This window comes from Aquabacter albus (assembly GCF_040049275.1).
Lineage (GTDB): Bacteria > Pseudomonadota > Alphaproteobacteria > Rhizobiales > Xanthobacteraceae > Aquabacter.
The window spans coordinates 622,345-638,639 of sequence record NZ_JBDZDT010000002.1 but is presented as its reverse complement, the minus strand read 5'-3'; the positions used below and the strand labels follow the sequence as shown (position 1 = coordinate 638,639).

Here is a 16,295-nt window from a genome sequence, read left to right as displayed (position 1 = left end):
GGGCTTGCCCCGGCCATCCATGGGGGCTTCGCCGGATACAGACTAAGGGAAAGACGTGGATGCCCGGGCCAAGCCCGGCACGGCGGAAGCGAAGGTCGTTCTCCATTTCGAATGTCGATACGCCCCTGCGTCACGCAAGGCCGGCCAAGGCTCTGCTGGGGAGGAAGGATCCTTGAAGCCGTTTCGGCTTTTCCGCGCCTGCGAAAAAGGCTAAAGAACAGGCTGGGGTATTTTCCTGCTACGGAGCGAGCTTTGCCGGGCTTGACCAGTCTGCGCGCGAAGAGCGCATTGCACCGAATGGCCCTTGTGGCCCTCACGCTGGGCATGCTCGGCGGCGCCGCCCGTGCCACGCCTGTCCTCCTGGTCGATGCCGAGAGCGGCAAGGTGCTGGAGCAGCAGGAGGCCGGAAAGACCTGGTATCCGGCTTCGGTCACCAAGCTCATGACCGTCTATGTGGCGCTCAATGCCATCAAGGAAGGCCGGCTCACGCCGGACACCCTGCTCACGGTCTCGCCTTTGGCGGCATCCCAGTCGCCCACCAAGATGGGGTTCGGCGTCGGCACCAAGGTGACGCTCGACAACGCCCTGAAGATGCTCATGGTGAAGTCCGCCAATGACATGGCGGTGGTCATCGCCGAGGGCGTGGGCGGCTCCCATGCCGACTTCATCCAGGAGATGAACGCCACCGCCGCCCGCCTCGGCATGACCGGCACTCATTATGAAAACCCCAACGGTCTGCCGGACCTGGGGCAGATCACCACCGCCCGCGACCTCGCAGTCCTCGCCCGGCATCTCATCTATGATTTCCCCGAGCACGAGATGCTGTTCCGCATCCCGGCCATCCGGCTCGGCAAGATCGTGCTGCGCAACTATAACCGCCTGATCGACCGCTATCCCGGCGCGGACGGCATGAAGACTGGCTTCATCTGCGCCTCCGGCTTCAATCTCGTGGCCACGGCCTCGCGCAACGGCAAGCGGCTGATCGCGGTGATCCTCGGCGCGCCCTCGGCGGTCGCCCGCACGGAGCAGGCGGCGCTGTTGTTCGAGAAGGGCTTCCAGCCCTCCTGGTCCATTTTCGGCGCCTCCTCTCCGACGCTGGAGGCCATTGCCAATTCGGGCGGCCCGGCCACCGACATGAACGTCTGCAACCGCAAGCGCGCGGTGGCGGCGGCGGAAAACGAGGACGAGAACCTCTACAATCAGGGCGAGGGCGCCGCCTCCTACGCGGTCTCCGCAGCGGTGGCGGCGGGCTTCAGCAAGGGCGAGGGCGCGGCTTTGCTGCAGAACCTGCCGCCCTCCATGCCGCCCATCCGCGTGTTCGTCGGCCCCGCCGGCGCCGCGCCCGCCCAGCAGGACGACGCCTTGCAGGCCGCAAAGCCGGCCCCGCCCGCTACGGCGGCGAAGACCGACGGCGACAAGAAGAGCAAGCAGAAGACCGCGGTGATCACGCCCAACGCCGCCGATGCGCCCAAGGATGGGTCCAAGGCTGCGGCGAAGCCCGATGCCAAGGCCGACGCGAAGCCTGCCGCTTCCAAGCCTGCGGCCAAGCCCGCGACAGCCAAGCCGACCAGCGGCGACAAGGCGGCAAATGCCGCTCCGGCGGCGAAGCCCAAGCCGAAAGCCCCGGATGCGGACGACGGCGGCGAGCCCCTGACCTTCGGCCCGCCGCCCACCACCCGTCCCGGCACCTGACCGGGACGCCCCTAGGTCTTACTGAACCTAAGGCGACCTCGTGACCGACATCTCTGCCGCCCCGCCCGCCGCGAAGCGTCCGGGGCCGCCCGAGCCTATCCCGGTGACCGTGCTCACGGGCTTCCTCGGCGCCGGCAAGACCACGCTCCTCAACCGGCTGCTGGGAGACCCGGCGCTGGCCGACACTGCCGTGCTCATCAACGAGTTCGGCGAGATCGGCCTCGACCATCTGTTCGTGCGCGAGGTGAAGGACGGCGTCGTGCTGCTGGCCAGCGGCTGCCTGTGCTGCACCGTGCGCGGCGATCTCGTGGCGGCGCTGGAGGATCTGCTGCGCGGGCGCGACAATAACCGCCTGCCGCCGTTCAACCGGGTGATCGTGGAGACCACGGGCCTCGCGGATCCCGCGCCCATCCTCTTCACCCTCATGAGCCACCCTTATCTCGTCCTGCGCTATCGCCTCGACGGCGTGGTGACGGTGGTGGACGCGGTGAACGGGGACGCCACCCTCGACGCCCAGGAAGAGGCGGTGAAGCAGGCGGCGGTGGCGGACCGTATCGTCCTCACCAAGGCCGACCTCATGGGCGACGCGCCGGAGGCGCTGGCCCATCTCAAAGCGCGCCTGAAGCGGCTCGCACCGGCTGCCCCGGTGCTGGATGCGGCTATAGGCGAGGCCACCGCCGAGGCGCTGCTGAAGGCCGGCCTCTACGATCCCTCCCGCAAGATCCCGGACGTGGCCCGCTGGCTCGCCGAGGAGCGGGTCGCTGCCGCCGAGACCCATGGCGGGCACGACCCGAACCGGCACGACGACCGCATCCAGGCCTTCACCATCGCCACCGATGCCGCCGTCTCCGCCTCCACCCTCGACATGTTCCTGGAGCTGCTGCGCGCCACCTATGGCGCGAACCTGCTGCGCATGAAGGGCATCGTGAAGCTGGCGGACGATCCCGCTTCCCCTCTGGTGCTGCACGGCGTGCAGCACGTGATGCACCCGCCGGCCCGGCTCGCCGAATGGCCCGACGATGATGAGCGCACGCGGCTCGTCTTCATCGTGCGCGACCTCGACCCGGCCGTGGTGCGCCGCCTGTTCGCGGCCTTCCTCGGCGTGCCGCAGATCGACACGCCGGACCGTGACGCCCTCACCGACAACCCGCTCGCCCCAGCCGGAATGAGGTCCGCCCGATGAGCGCCCTGCCCTCCCCCTCAGACATCGTCGCCTTCTGGCTGGCGGCCGGATATGAGCGCTGGTTCACGTCCGATCCGGCCTTTGATGAAGAGGTGCGCGCGCGCCTTCTTCCCGCCTACGAAGACGCGGTGCGGCGCGGCGCGGGGGCAACCCCGCTGCCCGATTACGAAGCCACGCCGGAAGGCGCCCTCGCCCTCGTCCTTCTGCTGGATCAGGTGCCGCGCAACGTGTTCCGCGGCACCCCCCGCGCCTTTACCACGGACGCTGCGGCGCTCCAGGTGACGGAGCGGGCCCTGGCGCGCGGCTTCGACCAGCTGGTGGAGAACAAACAGCTCCGCAGCTTCCTCTATCTGCCCTTCACGCATGCGGAGGACCTGGCGCACCAGGAGCGCTGTGTTGCCCTCTATGAGCAGCTCGGCGACGAGGAGGAGCTGAAATATGCCCACATCCATCACGACATCATCGCCCGCTTCGGCCGCTTCCCCCACCGCAACCCCATCCTGGGGCGGGATATGAAGCCGGAGGAACAGCAATATCTGTCGGACGGCGGCTTCTCGGGATAAAGCGGCAATTGCCTGCGGGCTGAGATCGTCCGCGATCTCGGGGCCCTAGCTGAGGCCGAATGCGTAGATTGCGACCAGCGCCGCGACCAACGGCACAAGAAAGCTTCCAAGGACGACGGATATCAGTTGGCGCGTCGTCAGCTTCATCGCAAAGCGGCCGCCCACAAGCCCGACCGCCACAAGATAGATCAGGCTTTCAACAATGGGCTGCTCCAGGTTTGCGACTTCCACAATCGCTACGCTAATGATCAGAGCAAGCCCCGCAATAACCCCGCCCTTCCAGGCTGAAGCGCCTGCGATATAGGTCCCCAGCATCCCACCTGCGATCGTCGTCAAGAATATGATGATATCCAGAATGTTGATCTGCATATAAATCTCCTCAAGCTTCAGAGAATGATAAATCTGAAATGCGTGAAGACGATCCCGGGGCGGGACACACTCAATCCATCTTAAAGAAGATACGCCAATTCTAAGACCCAGCCGTAACAGGCATGGCGTGGGGTGATCCCGGCTCCGAGAGATGTTTCAGCACGCCCTCCGCCGCGGCGCGCCCGGTGGCGAAGCAGGCCTGGAGCAGATAGCCGCCGGTGGGCGCCTCCCAGTCCAGCATCTCGCCGCAGGCGAACACGCCCGGCATGGCACGCAGCATGAAGCGCTCGTCCAGCGCATCCCAAACGATGCCACCCGCGCTGGAAATGGCCCGCTCCAGCCCGGCGGTCTCCATAATGCGGAGCGGCACCGCCTTGATGCGCTTGGCGATGGCGGCGGCATCGGAAGGAAGAGAGCCACCCTCCCGCAGCAGGCCGGCGGCGGCGGGCGAGAGCGATGCCCCCTTGCGCAGGCGGCTCGATGAGGACTGTTTGGCCGGCACGGCCTTCAGCTTCGCGGCAAGCTGCGCCTCGGTGAGGTCCGGCCGCAGGTCGATGAGAATGTCGGCATGGCCGGACGCGGCGATGGCCTGCCGGATGGCGGCGGAGAGCGCATAGACCGCCCCGCCTTCCAGCCCCTCCTTCGTCACCACCGCCTCGCCGCGCACGGCGGCCTCCCCGCAGGACAGCGTGATGCGCTTCAGCGGCGCGCCGGCAAAGCGCGCGGCGAAGGTGTCCGACCACGCCACCTGCACGCCCATATTGGCCGGCGCGAAAGGTGCGAGCGCCACACCCCGCCCCGCCAGCATCTCCCCCCAGCCGCCATCGCCGCCAAGCCGTGGCCAAGAGGCGCCGCCCAGAGCGAGGACGGTGGCGGCGGGGGTCACGTCCACCTCCCCGTCCGGTGTCGCGAAGCGCAGCGCGCCGGCGGGGGACCTGCCGAGCCAGCTATGGCGCGTGCGAAGCGCGACGCCCTTTTCGCCCAGCCGGCGCAGCCAGGAGCGCAGCAAGGGCGACGCCTTGAAGCTCTCCGGGAACACCCGCCCGCTGGAGCCGACGAAGGTCGCCTCGCCGAGCCCGGCCGCGAAGGCCCGCAGCGCCTCCGGCGGGAAGGCGCGCACCGCGTCCAGCAGCAGCGGCGCGGCCGGCTGGTAGCGGGCCAGGAACTGATCCAGCGGCTCGCTATGGGTGAGGTTGAGCCCGCCGCGCCCGGCCATCAGGAATTTGCGGGCGGGGGACGGCATGCGCTCGAACACCGTCACGACGAGGCCCGCTTCGGCAAGGCGGCTGGCGGCCATGAGGCCGGCGGGGCCGGCGCCGATCACGCAGACGGAGGAGGAAGCCATGGCGAGGCTTTTGCCCGCGATCCGCGCTCCTGTCCATGCACCGGCGCAGAGCGGACCTGCCGCGGCGCGTATGGACGCTTGCGGTGATTTCTGCCATGCAACTTGAGGCTCGGGGGTAAGGGGCCGGTGGATGGAAAAGAAACTCGCGGCGCACCGGGCGCTGATCGTCCGGCTACTGATCGGCATTGGCATCGTCGTCGCGATCAGCCTGTGGACGTTCGAAGCCTCGACCGGGCTGATTTCGGACTATGACCGCTACGGCTACCCATACCTCGTGACCGTGTTCTGTGTGAGCTTCGCGCTCCTTTTCGTGGTGCCGCGATGGCAGAGGCTGGCGGAATGGCTGGCCTATCTCGGCTTTGCCAGCTACTGCATCGCGGCGGTGTTCTCCTTCGGCACGCTCGACCCTTCCACGCGCATCTACACCATCGCCAATACGCTGCAGTGGATGCCGCTGATGTATGTCACGGCCTACATCTTCTTCCGCAGGTGGGAGGCCATCGCCGCCGCGGCCATCGTCTTCGCCCTTTCCATCGCCGCTTTGGTGTGGGTGCTGGCCACGGGCGAGACGGCCACCTGGGACATGATCTACGGCTCGCTGATCGTGAATTCCTACGTGGTCCACCTCCTGACGCTGATCGCCCTCTCGTTGTTCGTCCTTACCAACCAGGCGTTCGAGCGCATGCGGGACGAGGCGCAGGTGCTGGAGAGCGCCGCCTTCTCGGACTCGCTCACCGGCGTCGCTAACCGGCGCGGGCTGGAGCGCATCCTCATGCGCCATGCGGAACGGCCCATCCATCCCATGGCACTGATCCTGCTGGACATGGACAATTTCAAGGGCGTCAACGATTTGCACGGCCACCTGTTCGGCGACCGGGTGCTCCAGGCGGTGGTGGAGAGCGTCAGCCAGGGCCTGCGCAGCTCGGACGTGCTCGGCCGCTGGGGCGGCGATGAGTTCCTGGTTCTGGCGAGCGACACGTCGCTGGAGGATGCGCGCCAACTCGCCGACCGCCTGCGGCAGGCGGTGGGGCGCCTTCCCGCTTCGACCAGCGGCGGCGTCACGCTGAGTGCGGGCATCACCACCTGGGACGGCCGCGGCGGCCTCGAAGAGGCCCTGCGCCGGGTGGACCGGGCGCTTTATGTGGCCAAGGAACAGGGCCGCGACCGCACCGCTTTGGAGCAAGCGGAGCCCTCGGCCTGAGGAGGCGCCCCCCGGGGATGCCGGCGCCGTGCCCCCTCTCCCCGCGGGGGGAGAGGGGTGGGGTGAGAAGGAGCCACCCTCTCCAATCCTGAAGCGCCGGAGCCCCCTCACCCGGCTGCTACGCAGCCGACCTCTCCCCCTCGGGGAGAGGTGGAAAACTCAGCCGTTTCCGCTGATCTCGAGAACCTCAGCCGCCGCTCGCGGCTTCCAGAACGTCCTCATAGGTGCGCAGGCCGGCGCGGGGGGCGTTCACCAGGACGGCCATGTTGCCGGGCGCGTGCTGGTTCTTCCACATCTTGGTATGGGCGTGGGGAATGCGGTCCCACGGGAACACTTCGGACATGCAAGGGTCGACGCGCCGGTCGATGATGAACTGGTTGGCGCCGGAGGCCTGCTTCAGGTGCGCAAAGTGGGAGCCCTGGATGCGCTTCTGGCGCATCCAGACATAGCGGGCATCGAAGGTGAGGTTGAAGCCGGTGGTGCCGGCGCAGAACACGATCATGCCGCCGCGCTTGGCCACCAGGGTAGAGACCGGGAAGGTCTGCTCGCCGGGATGCTCGAATACGATGTCCACGTCGCGCTTGCCGGTGATGTCCCAGATGGCCTTGCCGAACTTCCGCGCCTCCTTGGTCCACTCCACATATTCCGGCGAGTTCACCTTGGGCAGCTGCCCCCAGCAATTATAGTCCTTGCGGTTGATCACGCCCTTGGCGCCGAGACCGAGCACGTAGTCCCGCTTGGTCTCGTCGGAGATGACGCCGATCACGTGCGCACCGGAGGCGGCGGCGAGCTGCACACCGAACACGCCGAGGCCGCCCGAGGCGCCCCACACCAGCACATAGTTGCCGGGCTTCACGTCATGCGGCGGATGGCCGAACAGCATGCGGTAGGCGGTGGCGAGGGTGAGCGTGTAGCAGGCCGCCTCCTCCCAGGTGAGGTGCCTGGGCCGCGGCATGAGCTGGCGCGCCTGCACGCGGCAGAACTGGGCGAAGGAGCCGTCCGGCGTCTCGTAGCCCCAGATGCGCTGGGACGGGGAGAACATGGGGTCGCCGCCGTTACATTCCTCGTCGTCGCCATCATCCTGGTTGCAGTGGACCACCACCTCGTCGCCCACTTTCCAGCGGGTGACCTTGGGCCCGACCGCCCAGACGATGCCCGAGGCATCGGAGCCCGCCACGTGGAACGGCGCCTTGTGCACGTCGAAGGGAGAGATCGGCTGTCCGAGCCCGGCCCAGATGCCGTTATAATTGACGCCGGCGGCCATCACGAGGACCAGCACGTCGGTCTCGCCCAGCTCCCATGTGGGCACGACTTCGACCTGGAAGGACTCCTCGGGCGGCCCGTGCCGGTCGCGACGGATCGCCCAGGCATACATCTTTGCGGGAACATGGCCCAAGGGCGGGATCTCACCGAGCTCGTAGAGATCCTTCAGCTCAGAGCCGGCGGGCGCGCTCGCCATCGCTGTCTGGCTCATAGCGTCTTTCCTTCCTTCCTCTGTGGGCCTTATGGCCGTTGTTTCGCATCGCAGCGTAGCAGAGAAAAACCGTCTGGCGAGCCCCCTCTTTATGTGCAGTCGAGGGAATCTAAGGGGGCCTGATCTTCTTCTTGAAGACACTGCGGCTGCGGGCGGAATTTTCCCGTCGACGACGACGCGGTTGCAGCGCACACTAGGCGAAATAGGGCCGCATGACGGGGACGTGACGATGGCGAGCCGCGACAAACCTTGGCTGTTCCGCACCTATGCCGGCCATTCCACGGCCGCGGAGTCCAACAAGCTCTATCGCAGCAATCTCGCCAAGGGCCAGACCGGCCTCTCGGTCGCCTTCGATCTGCCCACCCAGACCGGCTATGACAGCGACCATCCCCTGGCGCGGGGCGAGGTGGGCAAGGTGGGCGTGCCCATCTCCCATCTCGGCGACATGCGGACCCTGTTCGACGGCATCCCGCTGGCCGAGATGAACACGTCCATGACCATCAATGCCTGCGCCCCCTGGCTGCTGGCGCTCTATATCGCGGTGGCAGACGAGCAGGGCGCGGACCGCTCGAAGCTCAACGGCACCACCCAGAACGACATCATCAAGGAATATCTCTCGCGCGGGACTTACGTGTTCCCGCCCGCGCCTTCCATGCGGCTCACCAAGGACGTGATCCTCTTCACCACGAAGAACCTGCCGCGCTGGAACCCCATGAACGTGTGCTCCTACCACCTGCAGGAGGCAGGAGCGACGCCGGTGCAGGAGCTGGCCTTCGCGCTCGCCAACGCCATCGCCATCCTCGACACGGTGAAGGCATCCGGCGAGGCGGAAGGCGCGGTGTTCGGCGAGGTGGTGGGGCGCATCTCCTTCTTCGTGAATGCCGGCATGAAGTTCATCACCGAGCTGTGCAAGATGCGCGCGTTCGTGGACCTCTGGGACGAGATCTGCGTCAACCGCTACGGGGTGACAGACCCCAAGCAGAAGCTGTTCCGCTACGGCGTGCAGGTGAACTCTCTGGGCCTCACCGAGCAGCAGCCGGAGAACAATGTCTACCGCATCCTCATCGAGATGCTGGCGGTGACCCTCTCCAAGAAGGCCCGCGCCCGTGCGGTGCAGCTTCCCGCCTGGAACGAGGCGCTGGGCCTGCCGCGTTCGTTCGACCAGCAATGGTCGCTGCGCATGCAGCAGGTGGTGGCCTATGAGACCGACCTCCTCGACTATGGCGACATCTTCGACGGCTCCACCGAGATCGACCGCAAGGTGGAGGAGCTGAAGGAAGAAGCCCGCGCCGAGCTGGAGCGCATCGGCAATATGGGCGGGGCCGTGGCGGCCATCGAGAACAGCTACATGAAGCAGGCGCTGGTGGAATCCAACACCCGTCGCCTGGAAGCCATCGAGCGCGGCGATCAGGTGGTGGTGGGCGTCAACCGCTGGACCGACACCGAGCCCTCCCCCCTCACGACGGGCGAAGGCTCCATCCTCACCGTGCCCGGCCATGTGGAGCCCGAGCAGATCGCCCGTCTGGTCGCCTGGCGCACGGCGCGCGATGCGGCGGCAGTGGAAAAGGCCCTCAGCGAGCTGCGCGCCGCCGCCCAGGAGGGGCGCAATGTGATGGAGCCCTCCATCGCCTGCGCCAAGGTGGGTGTCACCACCGGCGAATGGGGCACATGCCTGCGCGAGGTGTTCGGCGAATACCGCGCCCCCACCGGCGTCGGCCGCGCCGCGCGGGCGGACACGCAGGGGCTCGACGAGGTGCGCAAGGACGTGGAGGCGGTGTCCGAGCGGATCGGCCGGCGCATCAAGTTCCTGGTGGGCAAGCCGGGCCTCGACGGCCATTCCAACGGCGCCGAGCAGATCGCCGTGCGCGCCCGCGATGCGGGCATGGAGGTGGTTTATGAGGGCATCCGCTTGACCCCCGCCGAGATCGTCAATGCGGCTCTGGAGGAGAGCGTCCACGTCATCGGCCTCTCCATCCTCTCCGGCTCCCACGTGCCGCTGGTGAAGGACGTGATGGACCGGCTGCGGGCGGAGGGATTGAGCGATGTGCCCGTCGTGGTGGGCGGCATCATCCCGCCGGAGGACGAGGCCCAGCTGAAGGGCTTCGGCGTGGCGGCGGTCTATACGCCGAAGAATTTCGAATTGAACCGCATCATGGCGGACATCGTGTCCATTGTGGACCGCGAGGCGCAGAAGGCAGCGTGAGGGCAAAGCCCCTCTCCCCTCGCGGGAGAGGGGTTGGGGTGAGGGGGTCTCTCCGGGAGAACAGCCCCTTCAGGTGAAGCACCAGGCGACGCCACACCCCTCACCCACCTCGCTCCGCTCGGCACCCTCTCCCGCAAGGGGAGAGGGAGACACCGCCGCGCGGTCCCAAGATCACACCCTCAGAACTTCAGCTCCGGCGGCGGCGGGGCGTTGGCGTCGGGCGGCGCCAGCATCTCCAACGTCTTGCCGTCATCAACCGGCGGCTTGTCGAGCCAATAGGTGACACTCTCGGGCCAGACGATGACGATCACCACCAGCAGAAGCTGCATCACCACCCAGGGGATGGCGCCCCAATAGATGTCCGAACTCTTCACCGATTTGGGCGCGATGCCGCGCAGGTAGAACAGCGCGAAGCCGAACGGCGGGTGCATGAACGAGGTCTGCATGTTCACGCACAAGAGGACGCCGAACCAGATGAGGTCGATGCCCAGCTTCGCCGCCACCGGAGCCAGCAGCGGGATGACGATGAAGGCGATCTCGAAGAAGTCGAGGAAGAACGCCAGGAAGAAGACGAAGATGTTGACGAAGATCAGGAACCCGACCGCGCCGCCCGGCAGGCCGGTGAGCAGGTGCTCGATCCAGCGTGCGCCGTCCATGCCCTGGAACACCAGCGAGAACACGGTGGAGCCGATGAGGATGAACACCACCATGGCGGTGATGCGCATGGTGGTCGCCATGCCCTGATAGAGCAGATCCCAGGTGAGGCGGCGGTGCAAGGCGGCGAGGATGATGGCGCCCACCGCGCCCATGGCGCCGGATTCCGTCGGGGTCGCAAGGCCCATGAAGATGGTGCCGAGCACGAGGAAGATGAGCACGACCGAGGGGATCATGCCCCACAGCACGCGCGCCACCAGCCGCCAGCCCATCTCGCCCCGCGCCTCGGGCGGCAAGGGCGGCACCATATGGGGCTTAAAGATGGACAGGATGACGATGTAGAGGACGAAGATTGCCACCTGGAGGATCGAGGGGCCGATGGCGCCCAGATACATGTCGCCCACCGAGCGGCCGAGCTGATCGGCCAGCACCACCAGCACCAGGGACGGCGGGATAAGCTGCGTGATGGTGCCCGAGGCCGCGATCACGCCCGTGGCGAGGCGCACGTCATAACCGTAGCGCATCATGACCGGCAGCGAGATCATGCCCATGGCGATGACCGAGGCCGCCACCGTGCCGGTGATGGCGCCGAGGATGGCGCCCACGATGATCACCGCATAAGCAAGACCGCCGGGCACCTTGCCGAAGAGCTGGCCGGTGCCTTCCAGAAGGTCTTCCGCCAACCCGCAGCGCTCCAGGATCGCGCCCATGAAGGTGAAGAACGGGATCGCCAGCAGCAGGTCGTTGGAGATGATGCCGTAGAAGCGGAACGGCAGAGCCTGGAGGAAGCTCGGCACGAAATAGCCGGTCTCGATGCCGATCAGGCCGAAGACGATGCCCACCGACGCCAAGGAGAAGGCGACGGGAAATCCTGCCAGAAGAAACAGGATCATCCCGCCGAACATCAGCGGCGGCATAATGCCGTGAGAAAACATGCCCTACTTCCCCTCGGAGCGTCTTTGCGCCTTTGGCCCTACTGGACCGGCTTTTCGTAATGGGTGTCGATCTGGATCTGACCGGTCAGGCCCCCCACGCGCTTGATCAGCTCGGAAACGCCCTGAAGGAACAGGATGGCGAAGCCGAGCGGCAGCAGCGCCTTCGCCGGCCACAGGATGAGCCCGCCGGCATTCATGGAGACTTCCTTGGACACGAAGGATTCCCAGAAGAACCTGTAGGACAGGAAGGTCAGGTATCCCATGATCGGCAGGAAGAAGACCGTGAAGCCTATGGTGTCGATCCACAGGCGGACCCGGTCGGACACCGCGCTGTAGACCAGATCCACGCGCACATGCTCGTTCAGCTTCAGCGTATAGGCGGCGCCCAGGAACACCATGCCGCCGAACATGTACCACTGGATCTCAAGCCACGCATTGGAGCTGGAATTCAGCAGGTAGCGGATGGTGGCGTTGCCGGCGCTGATCAGGACAGCGAACAGCACCAGCCAATTGGCGATGATGCCGCACACGGCGCCGAGGCGGTCTATAGCCTGGCTGAGCTTGAGCAGGATGTTCATTCTTGTCCCTCGTGGGGGGCTGTTAGCCGGTTACTCCAGAGGAGTCCATTGGCCATCCGGCGGTCACCCTGCGACAGCAGCCATTGCGGCGCAATGGTTTGCCGGGACAGCCCCACTTAAGCACATGGGAGAGCAGGAAAAATCAACCGAGCGACCGATTTTCCCACGCGCAGAGGCGGGTGGGCGGCCCATGGGAGCGCACTGCATGTTCATCGAACCCCCTCGAAGGGCAAATTGCGTGTCGGCGCCGTCCTTGCTGGGGCACCATTAGCCAGCACCATAAGGGACTGGGCCGGACAGGCAATAGGGGGTGTACTGATTTTTTTGACGTTGCGCTGGGGAAGGGACGGCTACTTTTCCATGGCCGGACTTGATCCGGCCATCTGTTCAGCCTGGGTGCTCCCGAGGCCCGAAGATCCCCGGGCCAAGCCCGGGGATGACAGGCCGGCCGCATCACGCCTTCAGCGTGAAGCCCGCCGCCAGCGAATCCTGGCGGAAGATGCGCACCGCCTCCAAAGAGAGGTCGTCAGGCGTCTTCTTGCCGAAGGCGGCGGCCTTGGCGATCTGGTCGGCTGTCGCGGTGATGATGTGGCATCCCGCCTGATGGGCGTGAACGATGTTCACCGCCTCACGCGCGCTCGCCCAGATCAGCTCGATCTGCGGTTCCGGCGCCACGATCTCGGCCGCCACATACATCATGGGCATGGGGTCAATGCCGATGTCCGCCACCCGGCCGGCAAAGATGGAGATGTTGGAGGGCGGCCCGCCCGCCAACGCCTCGGCGATGGTGTAGACCTGCCGGACTGTCATGATGGCGGTGACGTTCTGCTTCACGCCGGCATCCGCGAGGCGGCGGATCACCGGCGCGGCGCTCTCGCCGGCGGTGTTGGTCACCGGCATCTTCACATAGACGTTCTCGCCCCAGGTGGTGATGTAGCGGGCCTGCCGCTCCATCTCGGCGAAGTCGTCAGAGAACACCTCGAACGAAATGGGCCGGTCGGGGATCACTTCGAGCACCTTGCGGGCGAAGGCCTCGTAATCGGTGATGCCGGCCTTGTGCATGAGGGTCGGGTTGGTCGTGAACCCCTTCACGAAAGGATATTTCCTATAGGTCTCGATCATGCCGTCCAGGTTGGCGCCATCGGCATAGATCTTGACGCTCAAGGAGGTCACGTCCATCGCGATTGTCCCACTTTCGAGTATCCGGTCGCGGGTGAGCTTGTGGCACAAAAGGCCCCCTCGGGCCAGCCACACATGACGCGCCTGCGGCGTCATTGTCCCCACGCCAGCTTGGCTCTAACGTCGCCGCAACAGCTTGCGTATCTTAGCAGATAAGCGCAGCCGACGGGGCGATTTTTCCTTTCTTCTTCATGATGTTGGGCGACAACCGAATGGTGGACGGCGGGGGGATGGCAATGTCTGAAAGCACCGTGGACGGGCATAGCCCCGTGGCGCTGGTGGCCCGGCGCCGGGTCGCCGAGGCGAGCTATGCCGCCTATGCGCGCTGGCAGGCCCGGGTCGTGGAGCAATTGCGCGCCTGGCCCGACTTCGTCGCCCATGAACTGATCCCTCCCGTCCCGCCGGCGCAGATGGACTGGATCATCATCCAGCGCTTCTCCAGCGCCGGGGCCGCACAAAGCTGGCTCGGCTCGCCGGTGCGCGCCGGCCTGCTGGAGGAGATCAAGCCGCATCTCCTGGAAGAGGAGGAGGTGCACCTCCTCGCCGATGCCGGGCCGCGGCCCCAGGCCGGCGCTTCCGCCTTCATCGCCTACAAGGTCGCTCCCGAGGACGAGACGGCCTTCCTTGTCTGGCAACGCTCCATCTATGCGGCGGAGGCCCAGGCCCCCGGCTTCATGCGCCACAAGCTGGAGCGGCCGGTGGCGAGGCTGCGCGATGAATGGATCATCATCCTCACCTTCGACACGGACGCCAACCTGACCCATTGGCTGGAATCCCCCAAGCGCAAGGCACTTCTGGAGGAAAGCCGGAAGCTGAAGGCCGACTTCCACCTGAGCCGCGCCGCCTATGGCTTCGATTTCTGGTTCCGTGGCGCGGGCGACCCGAAGCCCGGCAGCTGGCAGATTTTCAAGAACTGCCTGCTGGTGCTCCTGGTGCTCTATCCCATCGTCTATCTCTGGGGCTTCTTCGTTGACCACCCGCTGCTCGCCGCCCACGAGGCGCCGCTCTGGCTGAGCCTGTTCGTCGGCAATGTGGTGAGCACGCAAATCCTCGGCTGGTGGGCCGTGCCAGCCATATTCAAGGTTTTCGGCTGGTGGCTCGCGCCCGATCCCGGCCTGCGCCGGAACATCCTGGGCTATGCCGCCCTCGCGCTTCTCTACGCCCTCTCCATGGCTGGCTTCGCGGCCCTGCTCGCCTGGCGGGCAGCGGGCTAATATGAAAAGAGCCGGACCCGATGGCTCGGGTCCGGTTCTCAATTCACACAGGACACATCAGATCAGGCGGCGGCCTTCTTCGGCTGCACTTCCCGGGTATAGGCGTCCATGAGCTGGTGGGTGATGCCGGTGGGGGTGAAGCGCCAGTCGGCGATCTCGCCCACGGGGGTCACTTCCGCCGCCGTGCCGGTGATGAAGCATTCGGTGAAGCCGGCCAGCTCCTCGGGCTTGATATGGCGCTCCACCACTTCCAGACCGTGACGCTTGGCAAGCTCGATCACCGTGCGGCGGGTGATGCCGTCCAGGAAGCAGTCGGGCGTGGGTGTGTGGATCACGCCGTCCTTCACGAAGAAGATGTTCGCCCCGGTGCATTCCGCCACCAGCCCGCGATAGTCGAGCATCAGCGCATCCGCATAGCCCCGGCGCTCGGCCTTGTGCTTGGAGATGGTGCAGATCATGTAGAGACCCGCGGCCTTGGCCTTGCACGGAATGGTCGCCGGGTCGGGGCGGCGGAATTCCGCAAGATCGAGGCGCAGGCCCTTCTCGCGCTGGGCGGGGTCGAAATAGCTCGGCCACTCCCACACGCCGATGGCGAGGTGGATAGTGTTGTTCTGGGCCGAGACGCCCATCATCTCGCTGCCGCGCCAGGCGACCGGGCGGATATAGGCGTTGACGAGCCCGTTCTTCTCCAGCGTCAGGCGCTTGGCCGCATCGATCTCCTGGATCGAATAGGGGATGGTGAAGTCCAGCTGCTCGGCCGAGAAGCGCAGGCGCTCGGAATGGGCGGTGGACTTGAAGATCTCACCGCCATAGGCGCGCTCGCCCTCGAACACGCAGCTCGCATAATGCAGGCCATGGGAGAGTACGTGCAGCTTGGCGTCCTGCCACGGCACCAAGGCGCCGTCATACCAGATCCAGCCGTCACGTTTGTCGAAGGGCTCTCCGCTCATGGTCTTCACTCCTGTGGGGCCGTCTTCAAGGCGGCCTTCAACCCCCGAACGACCGCACCTTTGCAGTCGTGCCCTGTACAGAATATTTTCACGGCTGAGATGTGACGTACAGCCGGCGATGGCGCAATGATCGAACTCCTGAATGCGTCTTGGAGACCGATCCTTTCGTCGCCGCGGGGATGTGAGTAACGATCGGATCGAAAAAAGTCAACATGACTGACATAAATTCCCCTCTCGCGGTTGCGAGGCCAGATCAGAAGGCACCTCAAAGCGAGCCCAAGGCCGAGCCCCTGGTCGAGCTGATCGAGCTGTTCTTCTTCGCCTACAGGGACTTCGTCGGCGACCCGGACGAGATCCTGGCGCCCCTGGGCTTCGGCCGCGCGCACCATCGCGTGGTGCATTTCGTGAACCGCCATCCGGGCATGCGGGTGACGGACCTCCTCGACATCCTGCGCATCACCAAGCAGAGCCTTGGCCGTGTGCTGCGGGAACTGGTGGAGGAAGGCTTCGTGGAGAGCCGCGCCGGCGCCTCCGACCGGCGCCAGCGGCTTCTCTATCCCACCGCCAAGGGGGAAGCCCTCGCCCAAGAATTCGTCGCCATCCAGAGCCGCCGCATCACCAATGCGCTGGAGGAATGCGGGGTCGGATCGCGTGACGCAGCGCGGCGCTTTCTTATCGCCATGATCGACCCGGAGGATCGCGCCAGCGTCGAGCGGCTGATACAGCGTGCCGAACGCAACCGGCGAACCCGTTGA

The 16,295-nt window shown here is 66.1% G+C and carries 14 protein-coding genes; 7 read left to right on the top strand and 7 right to left on the bottom strand.

The window, feature by feature from the left end:
* The first annotated feature begins 297 nt into the window (after nucleotides 1-297).
* From ABLE91_RS06110 to ABLE91_RS06100, 3 genes are read left to right on the top strand one after another with little or no spacing between them, the layout of a single operon-like run.
* The gene (locus ABLE91_RS06110; protein ID WP_348929383.1) at nucleotides 298-1,692 is read left to right on the top strand and encodes a D-alanyl-D-alanine carboxypeptidase family protein; all 1,395 of its coding nucleotides are present in this window, start codon (nucleotides 298-300) and stop codon (nucleotides 1,690-1,692) included.
* A 49-nt stretch (nucleotides 1,693-1,741) separates the two neighbouring features.
* Entirely contained in the window at nucleotides 1,742-2,875 is a 1,134-nt protein-coding gene (locus ABLE91_RS06105) for a CobW family GTP-binding protein (protein ID WP_510181912.1), read from the top strand.
* A complete protein-coding gene (locus ABLE91_RS06100; RefSeq protein WP_348929378.1) occupies nucleotides 2,872-3,438 on the top strand; it encodes a DUF924 family protein in 567 nt (188 codons plus the stop codon). Before ABLE91_RS06105 ends, ABLE91_RS06100 begins: the two co-directional genes overlap by 4 nt.
* Nucleotides 3,439-3,483: 45 nt before the next feature.
* Here ABLE91_RS06100 and ABLE91_RS06095 read toward each other — a convergent pair whose 3' ends face one another.
* Together ABLE91_RS06095 and ABLE91_RS06090 are read right to left on the bottom strand one after the other, a co-directional pair.
* Nucleotides 3,484-3,807 (bottom strand): hypothetical protein, encoded by a 324-nt coding sequence (locus ABLE91_RS06095; protein ID WP_348929377.1) that lies wholly within the window; start codon nucleotides 3,805-3,807, stop codon nucleotides 3,484-3,486.
* Nucleotides 3,808-3,907: 100 nt separating this feature from the next.
* Nucleotides 3,908-5,152: a TIGR03862 family flavoprotein gene (locus ABLE91_RS06090; protein WP_348929375.1), complete on the bottom strand. Its 1,245-nt coding sequence runs from the start codon at nucleotides 5,150-5,152 to the stop codon at nucleotides 3,908-3,910.
* Nucleotides 5,153-5,282: 130 nt separating this feature from the next.
* On the opposite strand from ABLE91_RS06090, the gene ABLE91_RS06085 reads away from it, so the two are divergent.
* The gene (locus ABLE91_RS06085; RefSeq protein ID WP_348929374.1) at nucleotides 5,283-6,353 is read left to right on the top strand and encodes a GGDEF domain-containing protein; all 1,071 of its coding nucleotides are present in this window, start codon (nucleotides 5,283-5,285) and stop codon (nucleotides 6,351-6,353) included.
* Between the two features lie 187 nt (nucleotides 6,354-6,540).
* On the opposite strand, the gene ccrA is transcribed toward ABLE91_RS06085, so the two are convergent.
* Nucleotides 6,541-7,827 carry a crotonyl-CoA carboxylase/reductase gene (gene ccrA, locus ABLE91_RS06080; protein WP_348929372.1) on the bottom strand — a complete coding sequence of 429 codons (1,287 nt, stop codon included), beginning with the start codon at nucleotides 7,825-7,827 and terminating at the stop codon, nucleotides 6,541-6,543.
* Nucleotides 7,828-8,056: 229 nt separating this feature from the next.
* Between ccrA and ABLE91_RS06075 the strand changes: the two genes are divergently transcribed.
* Nucleotides 8,057-10,030, top strand: coding sequence for a methylmalonyl-CoA mutase family protein (locus tag ABLE91_RS06075; protein ID WP_348929370.1), 1,974 nt, complete (start codon nucleotides 8,057-8,059; stop codon nucleotides 10,028-10,030).
* A 179-nt stretch (nucleotides 10,031-10,209) separates the two neighbouring features.
* Here the strand turns inward: ABLE91_RS06075 and ABLE91_RS06070 are convergent, their stop codons facing one another.
* The 3 genes from ABLE91_RS06070 to ABLE91_RS06060 all read right to left on the bottom strand — a co-directional run bounded on the left by ABLE91_RS06070 (nucleotide 10,210) and on the right by ABLE91_RS06060 (nucleotide 13,376).
* Nucleotides 10,210-11,619 carry a TRAP transporter large permease gene (locus tag ABLE91_RS06070; RefSeq protein ID WP_348929367.1) on the bottom strand — a complete coding sequence of 470 codons (1,410 nt, stop codon included), beginning with the start codon at nucleotides 11,617-11,619 and terminating at the stop codon, nucleotides 10,210-10,212.
* A gap of 38 nt (nucleotides 11,620-11,657) precedes the next feature.
* Nucleotides 11,658-12,197 (bottom strand): TRAP transporter small permease subunit, encoded by a 540-nt coding sequence (locus ABLE91_RS06065; protein ID WP_348929366.1) that lies wholly within the window; start codon nucleotides 12,195-12,197, stop codon nucleotides 11,658-11,660.
* A 453-nt stretch (nucleotides 12,198-12,650) separates the two neighbouring features.
* Nucleotides 12,651-13,376, bottom strand: a complete 726-nt coding sequence (locus ABLE91_RS06060) for a transaldolase (RefSeq protein WP_348929364.1) — start codon at nucleotides 13,374-13,376, stop codon at nucleotides 12,651-12,653.
* A gap of 236 nt (nucleotides 13,377-13,612) precedes the next feature.
* Between ABLE91_RS06060 and ABLE91_RS06055 the strand changes: the two genes are divergently transcribed.
* Complete coding sequence (locus ABLE91_RS06055; protein WP_348929362.1) at nucleotides 13,613-14,590, top strand: putative antibiotic biosynthesis monooxygenase; 978 nt, start codon at nucleotides 13,613-13,615, stop codon at nucleotides 14,588-14,590.
* Between the two features lie 62 nt (nucleotides 14,591-14,652).
* Here the strand turns inward: ABLE91_RS06055 and ABLE91_RS06050 are convergent, their stop codons facing one another.
* Complete coding sequence (locus tag ABLE91_RS06050) at nucleotides 14,653-15,540, bottom strand: branched-chain amino acid aminotransferase (RefSeq protein ID WP_348929361.1); 888 nt, start codon at nucleotides 15,538-15,540, stop codon at nucleotides 14,653-14,655.
* 212 nt (nucleotides 15,541-15,752) lie between these two features.
* On the opposite strand from ABLE91_RS06050, the gene ABLE91_RS06045 reads away from it, so the two are divergent.
* Nucleotides 15,753-16,295, top strand: a complete 543-nt coding sequence (locus ABLE91_RS06045) for a MarR family winged helix-turn-helix transcriptional regulator (protein WP_348929360.1) — start codon at nucleotides 15,753-15,755, stop codon at nucleotides 16,293-16,295.